Origin of the sequence: Streptomyces sp. NPDC008317 (assembly GCF_042955955.1) — a bacterium.
Taxonomy (GTDB): domain Bacteria; phylum Actinomycetota; class Actinomycetes; order Streptomycetales; family Streptomycetaceae; genus Actinacidiphila.
This window is the reverse complement of the sequence record NZ_JBIBFQ010000004.1, coordinates 370,875-397,388: the sequence shown is the minus strand read 5'-3', so window position 1 is coordinate 397,388 and position 26,514 is coordinate 370,875. Positions and strand designations below refer to the sequence as shown.

Annotated in this window: 24 protein-coding genes and 1 tRNA gene; 23 read left to right on the top strand and 2 right to left on the bottom strand. The window is 70.4% G+C overall.

Features of this window, described 5'->3' with window-relative positions; genetic code table 11:
• Positions 1–26: 26 nt before the first annotated feature.
• Positions 27–302: a hypothetical protein gene (locus ACFY9V_RS15155; RefSeq protein WP_391161551.1), complete on the bottom strand. Its 276-nt coding sequence runs from the start codon at positions 300–302 to the stop codon at positions 27–29.
• A gap of 537 nt (positions 303–839) precedes the next feature.
• Between ACFY9V_RS15155 and ACFY9V_RS15150 the strand changes: the two genes are divergently transcribed.
• Both ACFY9V_RS15150 and ACFY9V_RS15145 read left to right on the top strand, forming a co-directional pair.
• The gene (locus ACFY9V_RS15150; protein ID WP_391161550.1) at positions 840–1,316 is read left to right on the top strand and encodes a SigE family RNA polymerase sigma factor; all 477 of its coding nucleotides are present in this window, start codon (positions 840–842) and stop codon (positions 1,314–1,316) included.
• Positions 1,316–2,092 (top strand): hypothetical protein, encoded by a 777-nt coding sequence (locus ACFY9V_RS15145; protein WP_391161549.1) that lies wholly within the window; start codon positions 1,316–1,318, stop codon positions 2,090–2,092. Before ACFY9V_RS15150 ends, ACFY9V_RS15145 begins: the two co-directional genes overlap by 1 nt.
• Before the next feature lie 329 nt (positions 2,093–2,421).
• Here ACFY9V_RS15145 and ACFY9V_RS15140 read toward each other — a convergent pair.
• Positions 2,422–2,493, bottom strand: a tRNA-Arg gene (locus tag ACFY9V_RS15140).
• A 189-nt stretch (positions 2,494–2,682) separates the two neighbouring features.
• Here ACFY9V_RS15140 and ACFY9V_RS15135 point away from each other — a divergent pair.
• The 21 genes from ACFY9V_RS15135 to atpA all read left to right on the top strand — a co-directional run bounded on the left by ACFY9V_RS15135 (position 2,683) and on the right by atpA (position 26,514).
• Positions 2,683–3,075 carry a response regulator gene (locus ACFY9V_RS15135; RefSeq protein WP_391122650.1) on the top strand — a complete coding sequence of 131 codons (393 nt, stop codon included), beginning with the start codon at positions 2,683–2,685 and terminating at the stop codon, positions 3,073–3,075.
• 295 nt (positions 3,076–3,370) lie between these two features.
• Entirely contained in the window at positions 3,371–4,357 is a 987-nt protein-coding gene (gene nrtL / locus ACFY9V_RS15130; RefSeq protein WP_391161548.1) for an ArgS-related anticodon-binding protein NrtL, read from the top strand.
• A 100-nt stretch (positions 4,358–4,457) separates the two neighbouring features.
• Positions 4,458–5,849, top strand: coding sequence for a diaminopimelate decarboxylase (gene lysA, locus ACFY9V_RS15125; RefSeq protein ID WP_355344221.1), 1,392 nt, complete (start codon positions 4,458–4,460; stop codon positions 5,847–5,849).
• A gap of 335 nt (positions 5,850–6,184) precedes the next feature.
• Positions 6,185–7,477 carry a homoserine dehydrogenase gene (locus ACFY9V_RS15120; protein ID WP_355344218.1) on the top strand — a complete coding sequence of 431 codons (1,293 nt, stop codon included), beginning with the start codon at positions 6,185–6,187 and terminating at the stop codon, positions 7,475–7,477.
• 20 nt (positions 7,478–7,497) lie between these two features.
• A complete protein-coding gene (gene thrC / locus ACFY9V_RS15115; protein WP_391161547.1) occupies positions 7,498–8,592 on the top strand; it encodes a threonine synthase in 1,095 nt (364 codons plus the stop codon).
• A gap of 414 nt (positions 8,593–9,006) precedes the next feature.
• The gene (gene thrB, locus ACFY9V_RS15110; RefSeq protein ID WP_355344212.1) at positions 9,007–9,930 is read left to right on the top strand and encodes a homoserine kinase; all 924 of its coding nucleotides are present in this window, start codon (positions 9,007–9,009) and stop codon (positions 9,928–9,930) included.
• Between the two features lie 341 nt (positions 9,931–10,271).
• The gene (rho, locus tag ACFY9V_RS15105) at positions 10,272–12,371 is read left to right on the top strand and encodes a transcription termination factor Rho (RefSeq protein WP_391161546.1); all 2,100 of its coding nucleotides are present in this window, start codon (positions 10,272–10,274) and stop codon (positions 12,369–12,371) included.
• Between the two features lie 310 nt (positions 12,372–12,681).
• Positions 12,682–14,451, top strand: coding sequence for a trypsin-like serine protease (locus ACFY9V_RS15100; protein ID WP_391161545.1), 1,770 nt, complete (start codon positions 12,682–12,684; stop codon positions 14,449–14,451).
• Between the two features lie 230 nt (positions 14,452–14,681).
• The gene (locus ACFY9V_RS15095; protein ID WP_391161544.1) at positions 14,682–15,854 is read left to right on the top strand and encodes an LCP family protein; all 1,173 of its coding nucleotides are present in this window, start codon (positions 14,682–14,684) and stop codon (positions 15,852–15,854) included.
• Positions 15,855–16,123: 269 nt separating this feature from the next.
• Entirely contained in the window at positions 16,124–16,348 is a 225-nt protein-coding gene (gene rpmE / locus ACFY9V_RS15090) for a 50S ribosomal protein L31 (RefSeq protein WP_391161542.1), read from the top strand.
• A 112-nt stretch (positions 16,349–16,460) separates the two neighbouring features.
• Entirely contained in the window at positions 16,461–17,540 is a 1,080-nt protein-coding gene (gene prfA, locus ACFY9V_RS15085; protein WP_355344200.1) for a peptide chain release factor 1, read from the top strand.
• Between the two features lie 14 nt (positions 17,541–17,554).
• On the top strand, positions 17,555–18,400 hold the full coding sequence (gene prmC, locus ACFY9V_RS15080) for a peptide chain release factor N(5)-glutamine methyltransferase (RefSeq protein ID WP_188281957.1): 846 nt from the start codon (positions 17,555–17,557) through the stop codon (positions 18,398–18,400).
• Between the two features lie 31 nt (positions 18,401–18,431).
• Positions 18,432–19,079 carry an L-threonylcarbamoyladenylate synthase gene (locus ACFY9V_RS15075; protein ID WP_188281956.1) on the top strand — a complete coding sequence of 216 codons (648 nt, stop codon included), beginning with the start codon at positions 18,432–18,434 and terminating at the stop codon, positions 19,077–19,079.
• Complete coding sequence (locus ACFY9V_RS15070; protein WP_188281955.1) at positions 19,076–19,738, top strand: protein-tyrosine-phosphatase; 663 nt, start codon at positions 19,076–19,078, stop codon at positions 19,736–19,738. The genes ACFY9V_RS15075 and ACFY9V_RS15070 overlap by 4 nt, the downstream gene beginning before the upstream one ends.
• 191 nt (positions 19,739–19,929) lie before the next feature.
• Positions 19,930–21,234, top strand: a complete 1,305-nt coding sequence (locus ACFY9V_RS15065) for an MraY family glycosyltransferase (RefSeq protein WP_391161540.1) — start codon at positions 19,930–19,932, stop codon at positions 21,232–21,234.
• Between the two features lie 331 nt (positions 21,235–21,565).
• Positions 21,566–21,979, top strand: coding sequence for a hypothetical protein (locus tag ACFY9V_RS15060; protein WP_188281953.1), 414 nt, complete (start codon positions 21,566–21,568; stop codon positions 21,977–21,979).
• Between the two features lie 216 nt (positions 21,980–22,195).
• A complete protein-coding gene (atpB, locus tag ACFY9V_RS15055) occupies positions 22,196–23,020 on the top strand; it encodes a F0F1 ATP synthase subunit A (protein WP_391044822.1) in 825 nt (274 codons plus the stop codon).
• Positions 23,021–23,094: 74 nt separating this feature from the next.
• Positions 23,095–23,346 (top strand): ATP synthase F0 subunit C, encoded by a 252-nt coding sequence (gene atpE / locus ACFY9V_RS15050; protein WP_188281952.1) that lies wholly within the window; start codon positions 23,095–23,097, stop codon positions 23,344–23,346.
• A gap of 40 nt (positions 23,347–23,386) precedes the next feature.
• The gene (locus ACFY9V_RS15045) at positions 23,387–23,950 is read left to right on the top strand and encodes a F0F1 ATP synthase subunit B (RefSeq protein ID WP_188281951.1); all 564 of its coding nucleotides are present in this window, start codon (positions 23,387–23,389) and stop codon (positions 23,948–23,950) included.
• On the top strand, positions 23,947–24,762 hold the full coding sequence (locus ACFY9V_RS15040; protein ID WP_355344188.1) for a F0F1 ATP synthase subunit delta: 816 nt from the start codon (positions 23,947–23,949) through the stop codon (positions 24,760–24,762). Before ACFY9V_RS15045 ends, ACFY9V_RS15040 begins: the two co-directional genes overlap by 4 nt.
• Before the next feature lie 180 nt (positions 24,763–24,942).
• Positions 24,943–26,514, top strand: a complete 1,572-nt coding sequence (atpA, locus tag ACFY9V_RS15035; protein ID WP_355344185.1) for a F0F1 ATP synthase subunit alpha — start codon at positions 24,943–24,945, stop codon at positions 26,512–26,514.

Here is a 26,514-nt window from a genome sequence, read left to right as displayed (position 1 = left end):
ACCTACCGACCTCGGATCCGAGACCGTCACGACGACGGCGTACGGTCCACCTCGGTCACACGAACCGACCGGATATCGGCGATCTTCCCGTTCTGGATCTTGACGTCCAGCGGCGCGGCGTCGCCCGTCTTGGACTTGCCCGCCCCGAGCTTGTCAGCCGTGATCCCCGTGTTCCCCAGGTGGTCACCGTCGGCGTCCAGGAACTCCAACTGCGCGAAGTAGTCAGCCGCACCGGCCCCGTGGTTCGTCACCGTGTAGTGCACGACGTACGCGTGCGGCCCCCACACCGGGTCGTCCTCCACCCCGGCCTTCGTGATCCGTACGTCCGCCTTCGCGCTGGGGGCGGCTTGGGTGGTCGGCGCGCTGGACGAAGTCGAGGGCGCCGTCGGAGGGGGACGAGCCTTTGCCCGCGGCGTCCGACGAGCCGGACGAGGAGCACCCGGTCAGGGCTGCCATCGCAAGGGTGGCAGCCACGGCAAGAAACGAGCGGGACGGAGCACGCAGACCTCCATTAAGCGGATGCGTAGGCACAGAAGGCAACCGTCGAACCGACGTCCTGTGATCGGTTTGCCTCGGGGGCACCCCGAACGAGGCTGCGCCTCCTGGGCGTTGACTCACAGCTTTTGACTAATTCCGCAAAAGGTACGAATGCTCATCGCAGGCCTGTCCGGTGGAAGCAGACGCCACAGCACCTCGACGTCGACCGTGATCGATGCGCAGCCCGTGGCGTGCAGCTCGGTCGCCCATGAGGAGGAAACAGCCGTAAGTCCGACGCACCGCAACTGCAACGCGGGGGCCATGACGTCTCGTCTACTAGATGTTCGACGAGGAGGAGCTGCGTGGAGTTCGAGGAGTTCGCCCGCACGGAATGGGCTGCGCTGCGGCGTACGGCGTTCTGGCTGTGCGGCGACTGGCACACCGCCGAGGATCTGGTGCAGGCAACGTTTATCAAGGTGTACGTCCGCTGGTGGACGCTACGCCGGGCCGCCCGAGCCAGCGCTTTCGCACGTACAACACTGACCCGCACCTGGATCGACTGGCAACGCAAAGGATCAGCAGGGGAACTCCCCGCCGAAGACTTTGCCGACCAGCTCCTCGACGACACCGACATAGCACTGCGTCAGACGCTGCTGACCGCACTGCAATCACTGCCCGCGATACAGCGCGCCGTCGTGGTGCTGCGGTACTGGGAGGACATGCCGGTGGACGAGGTCGCACGAATCGTGAACCGCAAACCCGCCACCGTCCGATCGGACGCGACGCGAGGCCTGGCCGCGCTGCGGGAAACGCTGGGGGAGAAAGGAACCGTCAGGTGATGAACGAGAACGACGTGAAGAACGCGATGCGGCAGGCCCTGAACGCCGAGCCCGACGACGGACCGGACATGGAGGAGATCGTCCGGGGAGGCAGGAAGCAGCGGCGCGCGATCGTACGGCAGGTCGCGCTGGGCACCGCGGTCCTGGCCGTTGCGGGGTTCGGCGTGGGATACAGCCTGACGCACGCCCAAGCAGGCTCGAAGGATCAGAGCGTGACAACGGATCTGGCGGGTCAGGCCCGAACCCCCTCGCTCCCGCCCCACGACAACAGCCGCGCCAACCTCGACAAGGCACACGCCGATTTGCGCGCGGCGCTGGTCGGCCGCTTGCCGGCGGGAATGACACTCGAAGACGGCTCCGGGCCAAGTGACTTCAACTTGGTGCGCTCCGATGGAACGGTGACAGAACTGGGGACGCTGGTCGGGCTGCAGAACCTCGCAGGCGCGAAGAACCCGTGCACCGATTCCCAGATCAACAGCAACTGCCAGCCCGTCTCGCTGGCGGACGGCTCCCGGGGCTGGGCATGGGAAGCGGCCGCTCAACAGGACGGGTACACCGTGACCGTGCGGATATACACCCAAGACGGTCAGGCATGGGGTCTGTCCAACGGCGCCACGGCGGTGAATCCCAAAACGCAGTCCCTGGAGAAAGGCCAGCCTCTTACCGCTGCCCAACTGATTTCCCTCGTCTCCGACCCCGAGGTGATGGCCGCCCTCAAGGAGGTCCCGACCGACCAGATCACCCCCACGCAGGCCGGACAGCCCTACCACCTGTAACAACTCAAGTCATGCGCAAACGGCCCAACGCCGCTTGCGTTTTCGAGGGCTCTCGCGGCATCGGGGCAGGTCATGGGCGGTTGCCCCAAGGAAGTGGCAGCCGGGCGCCCGGCCCGTCCGAGCGGCCCCGAGCGCCGGCCGTGCGCCCCGTCCACTTCGACGTGCAAGGCCGCTGACCAGCGCAAAGATGGGGGAGTGGCGGTTGGCACCGGCTCTGGGAGGCCCGAGCGGCCCCGAAAAGAGCATCGGCCAGAAGACCGTGTGCGTGGTGGCAGGTACAAGAAAGGCTCTGACCGGCATTTCTGCTGGTCAGAGCCTTGTTTCCGGAGTGCCCCCGGCAGGATTCGAACCTGCGCACACGGCTCCGGAGGCCGTTGCTCTATCCCCTGAGCTACGGGGGCGACGGGAAGAACATTAGCAGGTTGGGGGAGGTGGGCTGGACAGGGTTTGGGTGGGGGAGGGGAGGTGGGGGGTGCTGGGGGGAGGGGGGTTCACCCGTGGCGGGGAAGAAATGGGCAAAACGCGGACGCATCGCGAGGGGCACGCCTACTCTTCGAGGTGTGGCGGGTGCGTCCGGCCGGGTGCTTGTTGTGGATGACAACAAGGTGATCCGGCAACTGATCAGGGTCAACCTGGAGCTGGAGGGCTTCGAGGTCGTGACCGCGGCTGATGGTGCCGAGTGCCTGGAGATCGTGCACAGTGTGCGGCCGGATGTGGTGACGCTGGATGTGGTCATGCCGCGGCTGGACGGGGTACGGACGGCGGCGCGGCTGCGGGCGGACCCGGATCCGGAGACGCGGCGCGTGGGCATCGTCATGGTGAGCGCCGGGTCCCTGCCGGAGGGGACGGGCGGGGTGGACGCCTATGTCGCGAAGCCCTTCGAGCCCGCCGACCTCGTGGAGACCGTACGTGGGCTGGTCCGGCGCGGCCCCGTGCCGCCCGAGCCCCGCGGGCAGACGGCTTCCGCACCCGGTTCCGCGTAAGCCCGGCGCCTGGGCAGGGCTGGGGGACCGTACCCGAGCCCGTTCGGCAGGGGCCCGTTCGGCAGGGCGCGAGCGCTGCGCCCGCCCCACCCCGCCCCACCCCACAAGGCCGGTCGGGCCTGGCACCTGCCCCCGCGGAGAGCTAGCGCCGCACCCCGCACCGCCCCGTGCGGCCCCCGCCCTGCCCCCCCCGCGTCGAAAGACGCCCCCCGCCCTCCCCGCAAAGCCGCGGCCGCGACCCCCCTGGGAAAACCCGGTCGCCCCCGGGCCCACCCCCTCGCCTAGGCTTTGCCGCGTGACCCCCGCTGAGCTGTCCCGCACCGTGCTGAGTACGGTGCGCCGTGCCGTCGCGGCGGGGGAGCTGGGGGTGGAGGTGCCGGAGCGAGTCGTGGTGCAGAGGCCCCCACGGCCGGGATGCGGGGACTACGCGACGAACGTGGCGTTGCAGCTCGCGGGCGCCGCGGGGCGCCCGCCGCGACAGGTCGCGGAGATCCTCAGCAGGCGGCTCAGCGCCGAGCCCGGCATCGCGCTGGTCGAGATCGCGGGCCCCGGCTTCCTCAACATCACCCTCAACGCGTGGGCGTACGCGGACGTCGTCCGGCAGGTGCGCGCCCAGGGCCCGGAGTACGGGACCGGGGACGGCCTGGCCGGTGAGGCCGGCGGCGTGGCCGCGGACGAAGGGGCCGTACGGGCCCAGGCCGTCGCCGAGGCCGTGAACCGGCTGCTGCGCGCCGCGGGCGCCGCGCCAGGAGCCGCCGAGGAACGCGTGACGGCGGCCGAACCCCAGGACGACCCCGTCGCCCGCCTCGGCCCCGACGCCGCCCGCTGGTCGCTGCTCCGGCCGCCCGCCGAGGACCCGCCCCGTACGGACGACACGTTCCTCGCGCAGCGCGAGAGCAACCCGCTCTTCCGTATCCGCTACGCCCACGCCCGCACCCGCGCGCTGCTCCGTAACGCCCATGACCTGGGCGTGGAGATCGAGAGCACGGTGGACGACCCGTACCACCACCCCGCGGAGACCGAACTGCTCGGCCTGATCGCCGACTTCCCCCGCGTCATCGAGACCGCCGCACGGCGCCGCGCGCCCGACCGGCTCGCCCGCCATCTGGAACGGCTGTCCGACGCCTTCCTCCGCTTCCACGACGAGTGCCCCGCGCTGCCGAAGGGCGACGAGAAACCCTCGGCCGTCCACGCCGCCCGGATCCGGCTCGCCGACGCCACCGGCATCGTGCTCGCCAACGGCCTCCACCTCCTCGGCATCAGCGCTCCCGACCGCGTCTGAGGGCCGGAAGCCCGGCGAGCGACAGCGGGCCGACGACGAGGCCGGTCCACAACCCAGCACCCCATAAAACAACCCCCGATCTGCGAAGAAAGACGACACCGTGAGCCGTTCCGCACACCCCGCCGGGCCCCGCCACGCCGATGTGCTGCCCGAGGGCCACTACGCCGCCCCGCCCGCTGACCTCAACACCCTCGACACCCGCGTCTGGTCCCGCACCGTCACCCGTAACGCCGACGGCGCCGCCGAAGTCGGCGGCCTGGACGTGCGCGCGCTCGCCGAGGAATACGGCACGCCCGCGTACATCCTCGACGAGGCGGACTTCAGGGCCCGCTGCCGCGCGTGGCGGGCGGCCTTCGGGCACGACGCGGACGTCTTCTACGCGGGCAAGGCGTTCCTGTCCCGCGCGGTCGTGAAGTGGCTGCACGAGGAGGGGCTGAATCTGGACGTCTGCTCCGGTACGGAGCTGGCGGTGGCGCTGGAGGCGGGGATGCCCGCCGAGCGGATCGCGCTGCACGGCAACAACAAGTCCACCGCGGAGATCGAGCGCGCGGTGGAGACCGGCGTCGGCCGGATCGTGCTGGACTCGTTCCAGGAGATCGCCAGGGTCGCCGCGGAGGCGGACCGGCAGGGCAAGCGGCAGCGCGTGCAGATCCGGGTGACGGTCGGCGTCGAGGCGCACACCCACGAGTTCATCGCGACCGCGCACGAGGACCAGAAGTTCGGTCTCGCGCTGGCGGGCGGGCAGGCCGCGGAGGCGGTCCGCCGGGTGCTGAAGCTGGAGAGCCTCGAACTGGTCGGCATCCACAGCCACATCGGCTCGCAGATCTTCGACATGGCCGGCTTCGAGGTGGCCGCCCGCCGCGTCGTGTCGCTGCTGGCGGAGGTACGCGACGAGCACGGCGTCGAGCTGCCCGAGATCGACCTCGGCGGCGGCCTCGGCATCGCGTACACCACCGACGACGACCCGCGCGAGCCGCAGGAGATCGCCAAGGCGCTCGGCGAGATCGTCACCCGCGAGTGCGAGGCGGCCCGGCTCGCGGTGCCCCGGCTCTCGGTCGAGCCGGGCCGCGCGATCGTCGGACCGACCGCCTTCACGCTGTACGAGGTCGGCACGATCAAGCCGCTGGACGGCCTGCGCACGTACGTCAGCGTCGACGGCGGCATGTCCGACAACATCCGCACCGCGCTCTACGACGCCGAGTACAGCGTCTCGCTGGTGTCCCGTACGAGTGACGCCGAGCCGATGCTCAGCCGGGTCGTCGGCAAGCACTGCGAGAGCGGCGACATCGTCGTCAAGGACGCCTTCCTCCCCGCCGACCTCGCGCCCGGCGACCTGCTCGCCGTACCGGCCACCGGCGCGTACTGCCGGGCCATGGCCAGCAACTACAACCACGCGCTGCGGCCCCCGGTGGTCGCGGTCACCGACGGCCGGGCGCGGGTGATCGTCCGCCGCGAGACGGAGGACGACCTGCTGCGGCTGGACGTCGGCTGACCCCGAAGGTGCCGAAAAGGCCGCGGAAAAGCCGCAGAAGAGCCGCCGAAATGCCGCCAGACGCCGCCGGGACGACGGCAGCGCGAAGCGCCCGCGATGGTGAAGAATTCACCGTCCCCGCAAGTACGTTGAGGCGATTCGGCAGTACGAGGGCCCGCTGACGCGTAATCTCACGGGCCGAACGCGCTCGGTGACGTGAAATATCGCCGGGTGAACGGCCGGTCTCACTCACCGGACAGGGCGTGGCATCTCCCGTCCGGTGAGTGAGACTGGTTCCCATCCACGAGCTGTACGGACCCCGGGTCCGCACGGAGCTGTACGAGAGACGAGGTCGGATGATGCGTACGCGTCCGCTGAAGGTGGCGCTGCTGGGCTGTGGAGTGGTCGGCTCAGAGGTCACGCGCATCCTCACGACGCAGGGCGCCGACCTCGCCGCGCGGATCGGTGCCCCCATCGAACTGGCCGGGATCGCGGTACGCCGCCCCAACCGGGTCCGCGAGGGCGTCCCCGCCGAACTCCTCACCACGGACGCGACCGCCCTGGTCAAACGGGGCGACATCGACGTGGTCGTCGAGGTCATCGGCGGCATCGAGCCGGTCCGCACGCTGATCACCACCGCCTTCGAGCACGGCGCGTCCGTGGTCTCCGCGAACAAGGCGCTGCTCGCCGCCGACGGCGCGAAGCTGCACGCCAAGGCCGCCGAGCACGGTGTCGACCTGTACTACGAGGCCGCCGTCGCCGGGGCGATCCCGCTGATCAGGCCGTTGCGCGAGTCGCTCGCCGGCGACAAGGTCAACAGGGTGCTGGGCATCGTCAACGGCACGACGAACTTCATCCTCGACAAGATGGACTCCACCGGCGCCGGGTACAGCGAGGCGCTGGACGAGGCGACCGCGCTCGGATACGCCGAGGCCGACCCGACCGCCGACGTCGAGGGCTTCGACGCCGCCGCGAAGGCCGCGATCCTCGCCGGAATCGCCTTCCACACCCGCGTGACCATCGACGACGTGCACCGCGAGGGCCTCACCGAGGTCACCGCCGCCGACATCGCGTCCGCGCGGAAGATGGGCTGCACGGTGAAGATGCTCGCCATCTGCGAGCGCCGCCCCGACGGGCGCTCGGTGACCGCGCGCGTCCACCCCGCGATGATCCCGCTCAGCCACCCGCTGGCCTCCGTGCGCGAGGCGTACAACGCGGTCTTCGTCGAGGCGGAGGCGGCCGGGCGGCTGATGTTCTACGGTCCTGGTGCGGGCGGTGCACCCACCGCCTCCGCCGTCCTCGGCGACCTGGTGGCCGCCTGCCGCAACAAGCTGGCCGAGACCACCGGCGCCGGCGAGTCCGCGTACACGCAACTGCCGGTGAGCCCGATGGGCGATGTGGTCACCCGCTACCACATCAGCCTCGACGTGGCGGACAAACCGGGCGTCCTGGCTCAGGTCGCGACGGTCTTCGCCGAGCACGACGTGTCCATCGACACGGTGCGGCAGCAGGGTAAGGACGGCGAGGCCTCTCTCGTCGTCGTCACTCACCGCGCGCTCGACTCCGCCCTCTCGGCGACGGTCGCCAGCCTGCGGAAACTCGACACCGTACGCGGCGTCGCCAGCATCATGCGCGTGGAAGGGGAGTAGGGCCCGCTATGAACAGCACCATGAACAACGGAACCGTCGACCGGCCCCGAATGTCGGGCACCCACCAGTGGCGCGGCATCATCGAGGAGTACCGGGACCGGCTGCCGGTCGCCCCGGGCGCCCCGGTGGTCACGCTGCTGGAGGGTGGCACCCCGCTGGTCCCCGCCCAGCTCCTGTCCGAGCTGACCGGCTGTGACGTCTTCCTGAAGGTCGAGGGCGCCAACCCCACCGGCTCCTTCAAGGACCGGGGCATGACCATGGCCATCTCCAAGGCCAAGGAAGAGGGCGCGCAGGCCGTCATCTGCGCCTCGACCGGCAACACCTCGGCGTCGGCCGCCGCCTACGCGGTGCGCGCGGGCATGGTCTGCGCGGTGCTGGTGCCGCAGGGCAAGATCGCGCTCGGCAAGATGGGCCAGGCGCTGGTGCACGGCAGCCGCATCCTCCAGGTCGACGGCAACTTCGACGACTGCCTCGACCTGGCGCGCGGGCTGAGTGAGAAGTACCCGGTGGCGCTGGTCAATTCGGTCAACCCGGCCCGTATCGAGGGGCAGAAGACCGCCGCCTTCGAGATCGTGGACGCGCTCGGTGTCGCCCCCGACATCCACCTCCTCCCGGTCGGCAACGCGGGCAACATCACCGCGTACTGGAAGGGGTACAGCGAATACGCGGCGGACGGTGTGTCCGCCTCGCGCCCGCGGATGTGGGGCTTCCAGGCACACGGCGCCGCGCCGATCGTCAACGGCGCGCCGGTACGTCAGCCGCAGACGATCGCCACCGCGATCCGGATCGGCAACCCCGCGTCCTGGCAGCAGGCCGAGCAGGCCCGCGACGAGTCCGGCGGCCTCATCGAGGCCGTGACCGACCGTCAGATCCTGTCCGCCTACCGACTGCTGGCCGCGAAGGAGGGCGTCTTCGTCGAGCCCGCCTCCGCCGCCTCGGTCGCCGGGCTGCTCAAGGCCCGCGAAGAGGGCAAGGTGGATCCCGGTCAGCGGATCGTCTGCACGGTCACCGGGAACGGGCTCAAGGACCCCGGGTGGGCCGTGGAGGGTGCTCCGCAGCCGGTGATCGTGCCGGTCGATGCCGATGCTGCTGCGCAGCGGCTCGGGCTGATCTGAGCCGGGCCGTCCCCGGGGCGGGACGCGCCCCGCCAGGGGTGCGGGGAACTGCGCGCTCAGCCACCGACGGTGGCGCGGCCTAACAACCGGCCCCAGCGGGGCAGTTGCGGCTGTTTCCGGGCTGACAGCCCGGTGGGGGCTTGTCGCGCAGTTCCTCGCGCCCCTGAAAAGATCGGCTCGCCGTCATGGGGAAGCGTGCCGCAGGCACGGGGCGCACAGGGGAGGGGCGACACGCATCACGCGCTCTTCGTGCGCCCTATGTCGCAGGAGAACCTTCCTTCGATAGGCTTACCTCAGCGGCACCGCAGTGTGCCCGACTCCGGCAGTTGCCAATGGGCAGTGCCTCCCCCGCCCCGCCGCCCGGCGATGACGCCGCGCCCGCAGGGCGAACCGCACGAGGAGATTCGTCGAACGATGGCCGGTCCCGCGTTCCGCGCCGCCGCAGTACGAGTGCGCGTCCCCGCGACCAGCGCCAATCTGGGCCCCGGTTTCGACGCCTTCGGCCTGGCGCTCGGCCTGTACGACGACGTCGTGGTCCGCGTCGCCGACTCCGGCCTGCACGTGGACATCGCGGGCGAGGGCGCCGACACCCTGGCCAGGGACGAGAAGCACCTGGTCGTACGGTCGTTGCGGACCGCCTTCGACCTGCTGGGCGGTCAGCCGCGCGGCCTTGAGGTGGTGTGCGCCAACCGCATTCCGCACGGCCGCGGCCTCGGTTCGTCCTCCGCCGCCATCTGCGCGGGCATCATCGCCGCCCGCGCGGTGACGATAGGCGGCCCCGCCGTACTCGACGACATCGCGCTGCTGGAGCTGGCCACCGAGATCGAGGGCCACCCCGACAACGTCGCCGCCTGCCTGATGGGCGGCTTCACCCTGGCGTGGACCGAGGGCGGCGCGGCCCGCGCGATCCGGCTGGACCCGGCGCGCTCGCTGGTCCCCGTGGTGTTCGTACCCGCCACCCCCCTGCTCACCGAGACCGCCCGCGGGCTGCTGCCGCGTACCGTCCCGCATGTGGACGCCGCGGCCAACGCGGGCCGGGCCGCGCTGCTGGTGGAGGCGCTCACCCGGCGCCCCGAGCTGCTGCTGCCCGCCACCGAGGACCGCCTGCACCAGGACTACCGCGGGCCCGCCATGCCCGAGAGCCTGGCGCTGGTGAACCGGCTGCGCGCCGACGGCGTACCGGCCGTGATCTCCGGTGCGGGACCCACGGTGCTGGCGCTCACCGAGGAGGGCGCCGCCGACAAGGTCACCCGGCTCGCCGGCGAGGGCTGGGCGGCCAACCGTCTGGCGCTCGACACGGCCGGAGCCAGTGTCCTGCCGCTCGCAGGGGGGCAGTGACACGATTGCCGGTCGTAGAGAGGGGGAATGTTTGTTGGATCCGGTAGTGTTAACCTCAAGCCTGCATTCGACGCCCAATGGGCGCGATGCACTGTGTCCCTTCCGTGGGACCGCTTATCTTCCGGGAGCCTCCCACACCGCATAGGCAGCAGTCCTGCGCAGTGTCGAGCACGCTCCGGAGTCGGCACCAGAACCCTTGTCGTGCCGAGCCCCGAATGTATTTCTGCCGCCGTCAGGCGGACCACCGCCCCGGCTCTGAGCAGCGGAAACGCCCAGATCCGGACAGCACGACCGGTCGCCGAGCCAGACAGGCCGACGTCCGCTCCAGGGAAGGACCCTTCGTGAGCGACACCACCGATCTGATGGGCGTGCGCGCAGAGAACTCTGTCGCCGCGTCCGATGCCGACGCGCCTGCTACCGGTGCTGCCACGGCCAGTGCCTCACGGCGACGCCGGTCCGGGACCGGTCTTGACGGCATGGTCCTGGCCGAGTTGCAGCAGCTCGCCTCCGGTCTCGGGATCAAGGGCACCGCGCGGATGCGCAAGAGCCAGTTGATCGAGACCATCAAGGAGAGGCAGGCGGGCGGCGGCGCCGCGACGGCCCAGGCCGCCGCGCCCGCGGCAGAGGCCCCCGCGGCCGAGAAGCCCAAGCGCCGCGCGACGTCGCGGGCCCGGCTGGCCGAGGCGCCCGCCGAGGCGGACGGTGCGGCCAAGGCCGCCCCCGCCAAGGCCGCCGCCACCGCGCCCGCGGAGCCCCAGCAGATCGAGATTCCCGGCCAGCCCGCCGGTGAGCAGGCCAAGTCGGCCGCGAAGGCCGAGCGCGCCGCCGAGGCCGCCGCCGACACCGCGGAGGGCAAGACCGACAGCCGTACCGAGGCCAAGGACGCCAAGGGCGACGGCAAGCAGCAGCAGAACGGCGGCGGCGCCGCCGGGTCCGGTGACGAGCGCCAGGACCGGCAGCGCGGCCAGCGCGGCGACCGCCGTGAGCGGCAGCGCGACCGCCGCGGGCGCGGCGAGGACGGCGCCGAGGGCGGCAACCGCGACGGCGGCAACCGGCAGAACCGCGACCGCGGCGACCGGGGCAACCAGCAGCAGGGCGGCGGCCAGGGCGGCCAGAACCAGCAGCAGGGCGGCGGCCAGGGCGGCCAGAACCAGCAGCAGGGCGGCCAGGGCGGCGGCGGCAACGCGCAGGACGACGACGAGTTCGGCGACGGTCGCGGCCGTCGGCGCGGGCGCTACCGCGACCGCCGCGGGCGGGGCAACCGCCGCGACGAGTTCGGCGGCGGCGAGGTCCAGGTCTCCGACGACGACGTGCTGATCCCCGTCGCGGGCATCCTGGACATCCTCGACAACTACGCCTTCATCCGGACCTCCGGCTACCTGCCGGGTCCCAACGACGTGTACGTCTCGCTCGCCCAGGTCCGCAAGAACGGCCTGCGCAAGGGCGACCACGTCACCGGCGCCGTACGGCAGCCCAAGGACGGTGAGCGCCGCGAGAAGTTCAACGCGCTGGTCCGGCTGGACTCCGCGAACGGGATGGGCGCCGACTCCGGCCGCGGCCGTCCGGAGTTCAACAAGCTCACGCCGCTGTACCCGCAGGACCGGCTCCGTCTGGAGACCGACCCGGGCGTGCTGACCACCCGGATCATCGACCTCGTGTCGCCGATCGGCAAGGGCCAGCGCGGTCTGATCGTGGCCCCGCCGAAGACCGGTAAGACCATGATCATGCAGGCCATCGCCAACGCGATCACCACGAACAACCCCGAGTGCCACCTGATGGTCGTCCTGGTCGACGAGCGTCCCGAAGAGGTCACCGACATGCAGCGGTCGGTGAAGGGCGAGGTCATCTCCTCGACCTTCGACCGCCCCGCCGAGGACCACACCACGGTCGCCGAGCTGGCCATCGAGCGGGCCAAGCGGCTCGTGGAGCTGGGACACGACGTGGTCGTGCTGCTCGACTCCATCACCCGTCTGGGCCGCGCGTACAACCTGGCGGCGCCCGCTTCCGGCCGCATCCTGTCCGGTGGTGTCGACTCGACCGCGCTCTACCCGCCGAAGCGGTTCTTCGGCGCGGCGCGCAACATCGAGGACGGCGGCTCGCTGACCATCCTGGCCACCGCGCTGGTCGAGACCGGCTCGCGGATGGACGAGGTGATCTTCGAGGAGTTCAAGGGCACCGGCAACATGGAGCTCAAGCTCGACCGCAAGCTCGCGGACAAGCGGATCTTCCCCGCGGTGGACGTCGACCCGTCCGGTACCCGTAAGGAAGAGATCCTGCTGGACCGGGACGAGTTGGCGATCGTCTGGAAGCTCCGCCGCGTTCTGCACGCGCTCGACTCCCAGCAGGCGATCGAGCTGCTGCTGGACAAGATGAAGCAGACGAAGTCCAACGCGGAGTTCCTGATGCAGATCGCGAAGACGACGCCGGGCAACAACGACTGACCTTCCGGTCAGGACAGACGAGAAACAGCTCGGCCCGCCGGTTTCCCGGCGGGCCGAGCTGTTTCTTTGCTCAAACATGTGTTCCCGGCTACCGGCGAGGGTGGTCCGGGCCAAGCTGGCAGTCATATGATCTGCCAGTCGCAGGTGGGGGGAACCATCTTCGGACGTCCGACCCGGCCGCAGGGCTGTGCTTCAGCCTGCCCGCGCCCCTTTTCGCCGACGTCCGGTCAGCTACTCGCTCCTGTGCACATCTCCCGTGCGGCCACCGCCCGTTGGCGGCCGTCGCGCATTTCTACGACAGGAGTTCTGAGTGTTCTCTGCCCATGAGGGCCGGGGGCGCTGGCGGCGCAGCCGTACAGCGGTCCTCGCAGCCACGGTCGCCGCGGGCGCCGTGAGTCTGTTCCTGGCGACGCCGGCCCAGGCCGGCGACCCGCAGCCGCCCGTTCTCCACCCGGCCGGGCACCCCAGTGCGCCGTCCCAGGCGGAACTGCGCGCCCGCGTCGCGGGCGCGGTGGCGGCGGACGACGGCCCGTCCCGCACCAAGCTCTCCGCCGGCCCGCACACGGTCGACCCGAAGATCATCGGCGGCACCACCACGACGATCTCCAGCGCGCCGTGGATGGTCCAGCTCTGGTACTTCGACGACAAGGGCACCGACTCGACGAAGGACGACGACAGCTTCTTCTGCGGCGGCACCGTGGTGTCCCCGTCGAAGATCCTGACCGCCGCCCACTGCGTCGCGGGCCTCAACTGGAATCTGCACGGTGTCGTCATCGGCGGCACCGACCAGCTCCCCACCGACAGCGCCGACGGCACCACCACGGATCTGCACGGCGGTACCGCCACCGGCGTGTGGCGGCAGTGGAGCAACCCGACGTACGACAACCCCGAGTACGACAACGACGTGGCCGTACTGACGCTCGACGTCCCCACGACGGCCAAGCCGCTGCCGATCACCACGGCGACCGACAGCGCCTCGTACGTCACCGGCACCCAGGGAACCGTCTACGGCTGGGGGCGCACCAGCTCCGGCAGCCCGGACCCCTCGCAGACGCTGCGGAAGGCGACCCTGCCGGTCGCCGCGAACACCGCGTGCACAACGGTGTACGGGTCGAGATTCGTCGCGGGCCACATGGTCTGCGCGGGAGCGCCCGCTTCCGGCGCGGACGCCGGGACCACCGCGACCTGCAACGGTGACTCGGGCGGTCCGCTCGTGGTCGCCGGGAAGCTGGTCGGCGTCGTCTCGTGGGGCACCAAGGACTGTGTCGCGCAGGGCACGTACAGCGTCTTCAGCCGGGTCAGCGCCTACGTCGGCGCCGTCAACCCCCGGATCGACGACGCGAATCTCAGCCTGGACGACAAGGCCGACCTGGTCGCCGTGACACCGGCCGGATCGGCGTACGAGTACGTGTCGACCGGCGGCGCCTTCGCCCCGAAGGCGTCGATGGGCGACTTCAGCGGACTGAACCTGGTCCGTCAGAGCGACCTGGACCGGAACGACTACCAGGACCTGGTCGTCCGCACCACGGACGGCCGGCTGTTCTGGCTGGACGGATACAGCGGTAACAATGTGCTGATCGGTCCGGGCTGGAACGTCATGAAGTCGATCATCACGCCGGGTGACGTCAACGGCGACGGTCTGCCGGACGTGGTCGCCACCGACACCAGCGGGAACTCGTGGCTCTACCCCGGCAACGGCAAGGGCGCCCTCGGCGCCCGCGCCAAGATCGGCGGCGGCTGGGACATCTTCAACGGCCAGATCTACGGCAAGGGCGATCTGACCGGCGACGGCCGTCCCGACATCATCGCGCGGGACAGCGCGGGCGCCCTGTGGCTCTACAAGGGCACGGGCCTCGCGTCCGGGCCCTGGGCGGCCCGTACGAAGATCGGGACCGGCTGGAACGCGTACAACGCCTTCGCGGCCGTCGGTGACATCACCGGCGACGGCAAGGCCGACCTGATCGCCCGGGACGCCTCGGGCACGCTGTGGCTGTACAAGGGCACGGGCTCCGCGTCCGGCCCCTACGCGGCCAAGGTCAAGATCGGGACCGGCTGGAACGCGTACAACCTGTTCGGCTGAGTTTCACGCAGGGTGATCAAAAGAGCGCCCGCGTACCCCCTGACCTGGGGGTACGCGGGCGCTCGCACGTCTTCTCCCGGTCTCCCCGGATGCCGGGAAGGGGAACCTCGGCGGAGGATGGAGCGTCTGACACTTCGGGACGAATGCCCGCGAAGCCCACGGGGACCGTGACGCCGGCGAAGCCCACGAAGACCGTGCACGCCCACGACGCCCAGGAAACGGAGGGAGCCATGTCCGAGGACCAGCTGCCGACCGGGGCCACTGCCGTCAGCGACGGCAAGGGCAGCAGGCGGCACCAGCGCACCCGGCGCCGCCGGGTGCTGCGCGTGGTCGCCTGGGGCACCGCGGGCCTGGTGCTGCTCGGCGGCGCGGGCGCGGGCTATCTCTACTTCCGGCTCAACGGCAACATCAAGAGCGTCGACATCGACTCCGCGCTCGGCACCGACCGCCCCGCGGCCCTGGACAACGGCGCGATGGACATCCTCGTGCTCGGCTCGGACTCCCGGTCCGGCGCCAACAGCGAGTACGGCCACGCGGGCGGCGGCGCCCGCTCGGACACCGCGATGATCGTGCACCTGAACAAGGGCCACAAGGCCGCCAGCGTGGTCAGCATCCCGCGCGACACCCTCGTCCCCCGGCCCGTGTGCGCCAAGCCCGGCGGGGGCACCGCACCGGCCGTGCGGAGCGTCATGTTCAACAGCGCCTACGAGGTCGGCGGCCCGGCCTGCGCGGTCAAGACCGTCGAGGCCATGACGGGCCTGCGGATGGACCACTACATCGAGGTGGACTTCACCGGCTTCAAGAACCTCATCAACGCGCTGGGCGGCGTCCCGCTCACCACCACCCAGGCCATACACGACACCAAGAGCCACCTGGACCTGGCCGCGGGCACCCACACCCTCAACGGCGAGCAGGCGCTCGGCCTGGTCCGCACCCGGCACGGCGTGGCCGACGGCAGCGACCTGGGCCGGATCCAGCTCCAGCAGGCGTTCATGAAGGCGCTGATGAACCGGGTGAGCGGGCTCGGCCTGCTGACCAGCCCCACCAAGCTGATCGACGTCGCCGACACCGCCACCAGCGCCATCACCACCGACTCCGACCTCGCCTCGGTCGGCTCCCTGATGGGCTTCGCGGAGAGCGTGCGCGGCCTGGACTCGACGAATGTCCACATGGTGACACTGCCGGTCCAGTACGCGGTCAGCGATCCCAACCGGGTGGAGCCGATGCCCGCGCAGGCCGCGATGGTGTGGGCCGCGCTGCGGGCCGACCGGCCGATCCCGGCCGCCGCCACCAAGGGCTCGGCCGCCGACGAGGTCAACGCCAAGAAGGTGGTCGGGGCCGGCGCCACCGCGGACCCGGGCACCTCGCCGAGCCCGGGCCTCAGCCCGAGCACCACGCCCTGACCTGGTCGGACCCGCCCCGGACCCACCCCGGACCCGCCCCGGACCCACCCCGGACCCGCCCCGGACCCACCCCGGACCCGCCCCGGACCCGCCCCGGGGCCCGCGCCCCGCACCCGCTCCGACCTGCGCTTTCGGGCCGGGAATTATCCGGGCCCACCCCTCGTTTTGGGAGATACGGCCAGTCCTGGCAGACTGGACCGCTGGCTCCGGTTCACGTGCACGCAAACCCGCGGTACGACCCGGCGCCCTCCCGAACCTAGGAGCATCCCTTGAAGCAAGGCATCCACCCCAAGTACTTCGAGACCCAGGTCACCTGCACCTGTGGCGCCTCGTTCACCACTCACAGCACCGAGAAGAGCGGCCAGATCCGCGCCGACGTGTGCTCCGAGTGCCACCCGTTCTACACGGGCAAGCAGAAGATCCTCGACACCGGCGGCCGTGTGGCCCGCTTCGAGGCCCGCTTCGGCAAGGCCGCCGGGTCCGCCAAGAAGTAGCGACCCGCAAGCGCCGGTTCCCGGTCGCCCAGTCATGGGTGACCGGACCGGCGCTTTGTCGTCCCGGGCCAGCCAGGCCAGGCAGCCACTTCATCCAGCTAGGGAACCGAAGATGTTCGAGGCGGTCGAGGAACTGATCGGCGAGCACGCCGACCTCGAAAAGCAGCTTGCCGACCCCGCGGTCCACGCGGACCAGGCCAACGCCCGCAAGCTGAACAAGCGTTACGCCGAGCTGACCCCCATCATCAGCACGTACCGCTCCTGGCGGCAGCTCGGCGACGACATCGGTACCGCCCGCGAACTCGGCGCCGACGACCCGGACTTCGCCGCCGAGGTGAAGGACCTGGAGAAGCAGCGCGACGAGGTGACCGAGCGGCTGCGGCTGCTGCTGGTGCCCCGCGACCCCAGCGACGACAAGGACGTCATCCTGGAGGTCAAGGCGGGGGAGGGCGGCGAGGAGTCCGCGCTGTTCGCCGGCGACCTGCTGCGGATGTACCTGCGCTACGCCGAGCGCGTCGGCTGGAAGACCGAGATCCTCGACGCCAACGAGTCCGACCTCGGCGGCTACAAGGACGTCCAGGTCGTGGTCAAGGCCAAGAGCAACCACGAGCCCGGCCAGGGCGTCTGGGCCCGTATGAAGTACGAGGGCGGCGTGCACCGCGTCCAGCGGGTGCCCGCCACCGAGTCGCAGGGCCGTATCCACACCTCCGCGGCCGGTGTGCTGGTCACCCCGGAGGCCGAGGAGGTCGAGGTCGAGATCGGCCCCAACGACCTGCGGATCGACGTCTACCGCTCGTCGGGCCCCGGCGGCCAGTCCGTCAACACCACCGACTCCGCGGTCCGCATCACACACCTCCCCAGCGGCCTGGTCGTCTCCTGCCAGAACGAGAAGAGCCAGCTCCAGAACAAGGAGTCGGCGATGCGCATCCTGCGCTCCCGGCTGCTGGCCGCCGCGCAGGAGGAGGCGGAGAAGGAAGCCTCCGACGCCCGCCGCAGCCAGGTCCGTACCGTCGACCGCTCCGAGCGCATCCGTACGTACAACTTCCCCGAGAACCGCATCTCGGACCACCGGGTCGGCTTCAAGGCGTACAACTTGGACCAGGTGCTCGACGGGGACCTGGACGCGATGATCCAGGCCTGCGTGGACGCCGATTCGGCGGCCAAACTGGCCGCCGCTGGCGACGGCAGCTAAGGGGGGAAGGCAGAGTGAACCTGCTGCTCGCCGAGGTGGCGCAGGCCGCCCAGCGACTGGCCGACGCGGGCGTGCCGTCGCCACGCTTCGACGCCGAGGAACTCGCCGCGTACGTCCACGGGGTCAAGCGCGGCGAACTGCACGGCGTCGCCGACACCGAGTTCGACGCCCGGTACTGGGAGGCCGTGGCGCGCCGCGAGGCACGCGAACCGCTCCAGCACATCACCGGCCGGGCCTTCTTCCGCTACCTCGAACTCCAGGTGGGGCCAGGGGTGTTCGTGCCCCGCCCGGAGACCGAGTCGGTGGTCGGCTGGGCGATAGACGCCGTACGCGCCATGGACGTCGCGGAACCGCTGATCGTGGACCTGTGCACCGGCTCCGGCGCCATCGCGCTGGCGCTGGCCCAGGAGGTGCCGCGCTCGCGGGTGCACGCCGTGGAGCTGTCCGAGGACGCCCTGGAGTGGGCCCGCAAGAACGTCGAGGGCAGCAAGGTCGACCTGCGGCAGGGCAACGCGCTGACCGCGTTCCCCGAACTCAACGGCCACGTCGACCTGGTGATCTCCAACCCGCCCTACATCCCGCTCACCGAGTGGGAGTACGTGGCGCCCGAGGCCCGCGACCACGACCCCGAACTCGCCCTGTTCTCCGGCGAGGACGGCCTGGACACCATCCGCGGCATCGAGCGCACCGCGCACCGGCTGCTGCGGCCCGGCGGCGTCGTCGTCATCGAGCACGCCGACTCCCAGGGCGGCCAAGTGCCGTGGATCTTCAAGGAGGACGCGGGCTGGGCGGACGCGGCCGACCACCCCGATCTCAACAACCGCCCCCGTTTCACCACGGCCCGTAAGGCGACACCATGACGGGGACACAGCATCTTCTGGAGGTCAGCTAATGGCACGGCGATACGACTGCTCGGATGCGACCGACCGGGCCACCGGCCTGCGCGAGGCCACCTCGGCCGTCAAGCGCGGTGAACTCGTCGTCCTGCCCACCGACACCGTGTACGGCATCGGCGCGGACGCCTTCGACGCCGAGGCGGTCGGCGACCTGCTGGAGGCCAAGGGCCGCGGGCGCAACATGCCCTCGCCCGTCCTGGTCGGCTCCCCGAACACCCTGCACGGCATCGTCACCGACTTCTCCGAGCAGGCGTGGGAGCTCGTCGACGCCTTCTGGCCTGGCGCGCTCACCCTGGTCACCAAGCACCAGCCGTCGCTCAACTGGGACCTCGGCGACGCCCGCGGCACCGTCGCCGTCCGGATGCCGCTGCACCCGGTCGCGATCGAGCTGCTGACCGCCACCGGGCCGATGGCCGTCTCCAGCGCCAACCTCACGGGACACCCCTCGCCGCAGGACTGCGACGCCGCCCAGGGCATGCTCGGCGACTCCGTGGCGGTCTACCTCGACGGCGGCCCCACCCCGTCCGCCGTCGCCTCCTCGATCGTGGACGTGACGGGGAAGGTCCCGGTACTGCTGCGGGCCGGGGCGATCAGTGCGGAGGAGCTGCGCAAGGTGGTCCCCGACCTGGAGGAGCGCAGTTGACTGCGCCCGACGGGCGTGGCATACCGGGCCTCGCCGCCCGCGCGGGGACCCTCCCCGGACAGGGCGGTGACGCCTTCCGCATCCTCCACGTCTGCACCGGCAACGTCTGCCGCTCGCCGATGGCCGAGCGGCTGACGCGGCATGGGCTGGCGCGCCGCCTCGGCGACGGCGCCACCGGCATCGTCGTGGAGTCCGCGGGCACCTGGGGCCACGAAGGCGCGCCGATGGAGGCGCACGCCGCCGCCGTACTCGCCGAGTACGGCGCCGACCCGACCGGTTTCACCGGCCGGGAGCTGCTCGACGACCATGTGATCGACGCCGACCTCGTCCTGACCGCGACCCGCGACCACCGCTCCCAGGTGATCTCGATGGGACACGCGGCGGGTCTGCGTACCTTCACGCTCAAGGAGTTCACCCGCCTGGTGCGGGCCATAGACCCCACCACGCTGCCCGAGGGCAGTGTCACCGACCGCGCCCGCGCCCTGGTCGGCGCCGCCGCCGCGCTGCGCGGCTGGCTGCTCGCGCCCAGCCCCGACGCCGACGAGGTCCACGACCCGTACGGCGCTCCCATCTCGTACTTCCGCAGCATCGGCGACGAGATCCACACCGCGCTCGACCCCGTCGTCACCGCCCTGACGGGCATCCCCGCGGCCGTCTGAGCCCGCGACGGCACGCCCGGGACAACCCCTTCACATTCCCCGTACAGCCGGTGTGCAACCGTGGGCCCTCCCTGTGAGTCTTGATTGATGTTCGCCGTCTCGGCCCGGCCACCACTAGGGTGTGACGCTGTGAGGATCCCCCGGACGTGTGCGCAGCGCTGCTACGCCCCCGAAGTCGTCGGAGGCTGCTCGTGCGCGAGTATCTGCTGACCCTGTGCGTCGCCGCCGCCGTCACGTATCTGCTGACCGGCCCGGTACGGAAGTTCGCCATCGCGGCGGGCGCCATGCCGCCGATCCGCGCGCGTGACGTGCACCGCGAGCCCACGCCCCGGCTGGGCGGCATCGCGATGTTCGGCGGGCTGTGCGCCGGTCTGCTGGTCGCCGCGCACCTGAGCAACATCGGGGACGTGTTCTCGCAGTCCAACGAGCCGCGCGCGCTGCTGTCCGGCGCCGGGCTGATCTGGCTGCTCGGTGTGCTGGACGACAAGTGGGGCGTCGACGCGCTGGTCAAGCTCGGCGTGCAGATGATCGCCGCGGGTCTGATGGTCTTCCAGGGCCTGACCATTCTGTGGCTGCCGGTGCCCGGTGTCGGCCCGGTCGCGCTCACCCCGATCCAGTCGACGCTGCTGACGGTCGCGCTGGTCGTCATCACCATCAACGCGGTCAACTTCGTGGACGGCCTCGACGGTCTGGCCGCGGGCGTCGTCTGCATCGCCGCCATCGCGTTCTTCATGTACGCGTACCGCATGTGGTACGGCTACGGGGTCGAGGCCGCCGCGCCCGCCACGCTGTTCAGCGCGATCCTGATCGGCATGTGCGTGGGCTTCCTGCCGCACAACATCCACCCGGCGCGGATCTTCATGGGCGACTCGGGGTCGATGCTGATCGGCCTGGTGCTCGCCTCGTCCGCGATCTCCATCACCGGGCAGGTCGACCCGGACGCCATCACCGACTTCACCGGCTCCAGCCGCAGCACCGTGCACTTCATGGTGCCGGTCTACATGCCGCTGCTGCTGCCGCTGACGATGATCGCGATCCCGGCCGCCGACCTGGTGCTGGCCGTGGTCCGCAGGACGTGGAAGGGGCAGTCGCCGTTCGCCGCCGACCGCGGCCACCTGCACCACCGGCTGCTGGAGATCGGGCACTCGCACAGCCGGGCCGTGCTGATCATGTACTTCTGGTCGGCGCTGTTCGCCTTCTCCGCGGTGGCGTTCTCGGTGAACTCCTCCAGCCTCGGCATCGTCATGGTGATCGTCGGCCTGAGCGCGCTGGGTCTGCTGGTCCTGTTGCTGCCGCGGTTCCGGCCGCGCGCGCCGCGCTGGGCCGAGGCGTTCGTACCGCCGCGCTACCGGCGCCGACGCCGCCGGCTGGCCGCCGCCGCTGCCGCGGCCGAGCGGGAGATGCGCTCCGAGGACCGTCCGCCGCTGCACGGATCGACCGCGATCGGCGACCGTTCGCGGCTGCCGGACCGGCGTCCCGTCGAGAGCCGCCGGTAGGTGTCGGGCAGGCTCTGAGCGGCGTCGGCGGCCGGTAGTTGACCGTCATCGATAAAGTCCTTTAAGTCCGGCATATCCGGCAATTTCCCCGAAGTGGGCAAATAGGACGTCAGTTGAACGGCGTGTCGATACCTCTCCCGTGTGACAGTGAGCACATCTCCATGGTAAAGCCCTGGCTAAATACTTTGTGATACCGTTCACGAAACCCGGGAAACAAGCCGAAAGACCGTAGTGAGATGGTCTTCCGGCGTGAGGCACGTCCCCAAACCCGGATTACGCTCGTCTCCGACGACACCCGCTTTCCCCAACTCCCGCCGGAGGAGCTGCCACCATGCAGTCCAACGACGTCCGAACTCTCCTCAACTGCACCGTCCCCACTGCCGCGGCCGGTGTCATCGCCACCGCTGTGAGCGGAGCGGTGGCCGGTGGCAAGGGAGCGATCGGCGCCGCCGCCGGCACGTTGGTCGTGATCGCCTTCATGGCGATCGGGATGGTGGTGCTCCAGCGCACCGCCAAGGCGTACCCGTCGCTGTTCCAGATGATGGGCCTCGTGCTCTACACCGTGCAGATCCTGCTGCTGGCGATCGTGCTCGCGGTGTTCAAGCACACCTCGCTCTTCAACACCCGCGCGTTCGCCTTCTCGCTGCTGGCCGCGGCGCTCGTCTGGATCGCCGCGCAGGCACGCGCGCACATGAAGACCAAGATCCTTTACGTCGAGCCCGAGTCGGCGGGAACACCGTCGTGAGCCGCGGGTTCGGTAGGGCCGGTGTAAAGACCCTGCCGCTCGTTTGCTATCGTCCGGACTCAACTGCGGCGGAGCTGCCGCGAGCGGCGCTCAAGCCTGCCCTGCCGCTCGGTTCAGCGCCGACTCGCCGCGTACACATCCGACCCACCAGTCCAGTGCCGTTCCGTGGCCGTCAGGCCCGCCGACACATCGAGGTTGCCGTACCCATGCGCCACGCTGAAGGAGCTCGCGGTGAGTGCTGACCAGGTTCTCGCCTTCGAGACGAACTGCCACCTCTTCGACGGGTGCGGCTTCCCGGCCCCCGGACTGCACTCGTTCGTCTTCGAGCCGATCTTCTCGATCGGCAGCTTCCACTTCAACAAGCCGATGCTGCTGGCGCTGTTGAGCACGATCGTGGTCGTCGGATTCTTCTGGGCCGCGTTCAACAAGCCCAAGGTGGTCCCGGGCAAGGTCCAGATGGTGGGCGAGGCGGGCTACGACTTCGTCCGCCGCGGCATCGTCTACGAGACGCTCGGCAAGAAGGTCGGCGAGAAGTACGTCCCGCTGATGGTCTCGCTGTTCTTCTTCGTCTGGATCATGAACATCTGGTCGGTCATCCCGGTCGCCCAGTTCCCCGTGACGTCGATCATCGCCTTCCCCGTCGGGCTGGCCGCGATCGTCTACGTCACGTGGATGTACCTGACGTTCAAGAAGCACGGCTTCGTCGGCGGCCTGAAGAACATCACCGGCTACGACAAGACACTCGGCGCCGTGCTGCCGCTCTCCATGACCATCGAGTTCTTCTCGAACGTCCTGGTGCGGCCCTTCACCCACGCGGTCCGGCTCTTCGCCAACATGTTCGCCGGTCACACGCTGCTGCTGCTGTTCACCATCGCGAGCTGGTACATGCTCAACGGCATCGGCATCGCCTACGCGGGCGTCTCGTTCGTGATGACCATCGTGATGACCGCCTTCGAGCTGTTCATCCAGGCCGTTCAGGCGTACGTGTTCGTGCTCCTGGCCTGTAGCTACGTCCAGGGCGCGCTCGCCGAGCACCACTGAGCACCGCCCCCACGACCCGATAGATGTCCGGTGGCCAACCCCCACCGGTCCGAGAAAGATAAGGAAGAACCGGCATGTCCGCTCTCGCGCACGCGACGCTCGCCGCCACCCAGATCAAGGGCAACCTCGGCTCGATCGGTTACGGCCTCGCGGCCATCGGCCCCGGCGTCGGCATCGGCATCATCTTCGGTAACGGCACCCAGGCCCTCGCCCGCCAGCCCGAGGCGGCCGGTCTGATCCGCGCCAACCAGATCCTCGGCTTCGCCTTCTGTGAGGCGCTCGCCCTCATCGGTCTGGTCATGCCGTTCGTCTACCCGGCCACCTGATCCCGGCCGACGAACAGAAACCTAGACGGAAGGCACTGATGTGATCGCCCAGGTACCGCTGGCGACAGCGGAGAACCCGCTCATCCCGCCGATCCCCGAGCTCATCATCGGCCTGATCGCCTTCGCCATCGTCTTCTTCTTCCTCGCCAAGAAGCTCCTCCCGAACATCAACAAGGTTCTGGATGAGCGCCGTGAGGCCATCGAAGGTGGCATGGAGAAGGCCGAGGCCACCCAGGCCGAGGCCCAGCAGACGCTGGAGCAGTACCGCGAGCAGCTCTCCGAGGCCCGGCACGAGGCCGCGCGACTGCGCCAGGAGGCGCAGGAGCAGGGCGCCGCGCTGATCGCGGAGATGCGGGCCGAAGGCCAGCGCCAGCGCGAGGAGATCGTGGCCGCGGGTCACGCGCAGATCGAGGCCGACCGCAAGGCCGCCGCCGCCGCGCTGCGCCAGGACGTCGGCAAGCTCGCCACCGAACTGGCGGGCAAGCTCGTCGGTGAGTCCCTGGAGGACTCCGCCCGGCAGAGCCGCACCATCGACCGCTTCCTCGACGGCCTGGACAACGCGGCTCCCGCCGCCGGTTCCGCGACGGCCGAGGCGGCGCGATGAACGGCGCGAGCCGCGACGCGCTGGGCGCGGCCCGCGAACGGCTCGACGCGCTGACGGACGTCCAGTCCGTCGACGTGGCCAAGCTCGCCGAGGACCTGGCCGCCGTCACCGGGCTGCTGGACCGCGAGGGCACGCTCCGTCGCGCCCTGACCGACCCGGCGAAGTCCGGCGAGGCCAAGGCGTCGCTGGCGCGGCAGCTCCTCGGCGGCCAGATCGGCGGCGAAAGCCTCGACCTGCTCACCGGCATGGTCAGGTCCCGCTGGTCGCGCTCGCGCGACCTGGTCGACTCGGTCGAGGAGCTGGCGTCGAGCGCCGACCTCGCCACCGCCCAGCGGGCCGGTCACCTCGACGACGTCGAGGACGAGCTGTTCCGCTTCGGCCGGATCGTCTCCGGCAGCACCGAACTGCGCTCCGCTCTCACCGACCGCGTCGTCGGCGCTCCGGCCAAGGCCGCACTGCTGCACACGCTGCTCGGCGGGCGGGCCAATCCGGTCACCGAACGGCTGGTCGTCCGGCTGGTCACCACGCCGCGGGGACGTAGCCTGGAGTCGGGGATCGAATCCCTGTCCAAGCTGGCCGCGGCCCGCCGTGACCGGATGGTCGCGGAAGTGGTGTCGGCGACTCCGCTCAGTGACCAGCAGAAGCAGCGCCTCGGCGCCGCGCTGGCCCGGATCTACGGCCGCCAGGTCCATCTGAACCTGGACGTGGACCCCACGGTCCTCGGCGGAGTCCGGGTGCAGGTCGGTGACGAGGTCATCAACGGAGCCATCTCCGACCGTCTCGACGAGGCGGCCCGGCGGATGGCGGGCTGACAGCCGGTCGCTCCACCAGGACCGCGCGGCACCAGCCACGCAGAACGCAGTACGAAGCACGACGACGCAGTACGAGCGGCCCGAGTTGGGCCGACGGAGCCTAACAGAGCCTTTCTGGGGGTTGACCCCAGAAACCCCCAAGAAGACTTTCGGGCCCAACAAGGAGAGCAGGGAACCCAGATGGCGGAGCTCACGATCCGGCCGGAGGAGATCCGGGACGCGCTGGAGACCTTTGTCCAGTCGTACAAGCCGGACGCCGCCTCGCGCGAGGAGGTCGGCACGGTCAGCGTTGCCGGAGACGGCATCGCGAAGGTCGAGGGTCTGCCCTCGGCCATGGCGAACGAGCTGCTGAAGTTCGAGGACGGCACCCTCGGTCTCGCCCTCAACCTGGAAGAGCGCGAGATCGGCGCGATCGTCCTCGGCGAGTTCAACGGAATCGAGGAGGGCCAGCCGGTGCAGCGCACCGGCGAGGTGCTCTCCGTCGCGGTCGGCGAGGGCTACCTGGGCCGGGTCGTGGACCCGCTCGGCACCCCGATCGACGGCCTCGGCGAGATCGAGACCGACGGCCGCCGCGCCCTTGAACTGCAGGCCCCCACGGTCATGCAGCGCAAGTCGGTGCACGAGCCGATGCAGACCGGCCTCAAGGCCGTGGACGCGATGACCCCGATCGGCCGCGGCCAGCGCCAGCTCATCATCGGCGACCGGCAGACCGGCAAGACCGCCCTGGCGATCGACACGATCATCAACCAGCGCGACAACTGGCGTTCCGGCGACCCGAAGAAGCAGGTCCGCTGCATCTACGTCGCCATCGGCCAGAAGGGCTCCACCATCGCGGGCGTGCGCGCCTCGCTGGAGGAGGCCGGCGCCCTGGAGTACACGACGATCGTCGCCGCCCCGGCGTCCGACCCGGCCGGCTTCAAGTACCTCGCCCCGTACACCGGTTCTGCCATCGGCCAGCACTGGATGTACCAGGGCAAGCACGTACTGATCGTCTTCGACGACCTGAGCAAGCAGGCCGACGCCTACCGCGCGGTCTCCCTGCTGCTGCGCCGTCCGCCGGGCCGCGAGGCCTACCCGGGCGACGTCTTCTACCTGCACTCCCGCCTGCTGGAGCGCTGCGCCAAGCTCTCCGACGACCTGGGCGCCGGTTCGATGACCGGTCTGCCGATCGTCGAGACCAAGGCGAACGACGTGTCGGCGTTCATCCCGACCAACGTCATCTCCATCACCGACGGCCAGTGCTTCCTGGAGTCGGACCTGTTCAACGCCGGTCAGCGCCCCGCGCTGAACGTCGGTATCTCGGTCTCCCGCGTCGGCGGCTCCGCGCAGATCAAGGCCATGAAGGGCGTGGCCGGACGGCTGCGCGTGGACCTGGCCCAGTTCCGCGAGCTGGAGGCGTTCGCCGCCTTCGGTTCCGACCTGGACGCGGCGTCCAAGGCCCAGCTCGAGCGCGGCCAGCGGATGGTCGAGCTGCTCAAGCAGGGCCAGTACGCGCCGTACGCGATCGAGGACCAGGTCGTCTCCATCTGGGCCGGCACCACCGGCAAGCTGGACGACGTACCGGTCGAGGACGTCCGCCGCTTCGAGCGCGAGCTGCTCGACTACCTGCACCGCGAGCACAAGTCGCTGCTCACCGCGATCGTCGAGACCGGCAAGCTGCCGGACGAGACCGTCGAGGTGCTCACCGACGCGGTCGCCGCCTTCAAGAAGCAGTTCGAGACGTCCTCGGGCGCGCTGCTGGTCGAGGGCTGA

Bases quoted from the DNA above. Each gene is read 5' to 3' on its own strand.
- ACFY9V_RS15145 (WP_391161549.1), top strand. From the start codon at position 1,316: ATGAACGAGAACGACGTGAAGAACGCGATGCGGCAGGCCCTGAACGCC.
- ACFY9V_RS15120 (WP_355344218.1), top strand. From the start codon at position 6,185: ATGATGCGTACGCGTCCGCTGAAGGTGGCGCTGCTGGGCTGTGGAGTG.
- thrC (WP_391161547.1), top strand. From the start codon at position 7,498: ATGAACAACGGAACCGTCGACCGGCCCCGAATGTCGGGCACCCACCAG.
- thrB (WP_355344212.1), top strand. From the start codon at position 9,007: ATGGCCGGTCCCGCGTTCCGCGCCGCCGCAGTACGAGTGCGCGTCCCC.
- ACFY9V_RS15095 (WP_391161544.1), top strand. From the start codon at position 14,682: ATGTCCGAGGACCAGCTGCCGACCGGGGCCACTGCCGTCAGCGACGGC.
- prfA (WP_355344200.1), top strand. From the start codon at position 16,461: ATGTTCGAGGCGGTCGAGGAACTGATCGGCGAGCACGCCGACCTCGAA.
- ACFY9V_RS15075 (WP_188281956.1), top strand. From the start codon at position 18,432: ATGGCACGGCGATACGACTGCTCGGATGCGACCGACCGGGCCACCGGC.
- ACFY9V_RS15060 (WP_188281953.1), top strand. From the start codon at position 21,566: ATGCAGTCCAACGACGTCCGAACTCTCCTCAACTGCACCGTCCCCACT.
- atpE (WP_188281952.1), top strand. From the start codon at position 23,095: ATGTCCGCTCTCGCGCACGCGACGCTCGCCGCCACCCAGATCAAGGGC.
- ACFY9V_RS15040 (WP_355344188.1), top strand. From the start codon at position 23,947: ATGAACGGCGCGAGCCGCGACGCGCTGGGCGCGGCCCGCGAACGGCTC.
- atpA (WP_355344185.1), top strand. From the start codon at position 24,943: ATGGCGGAGCTCACGATCCGGCCGGAGGAGATCCGGGACGCGCTGGAG.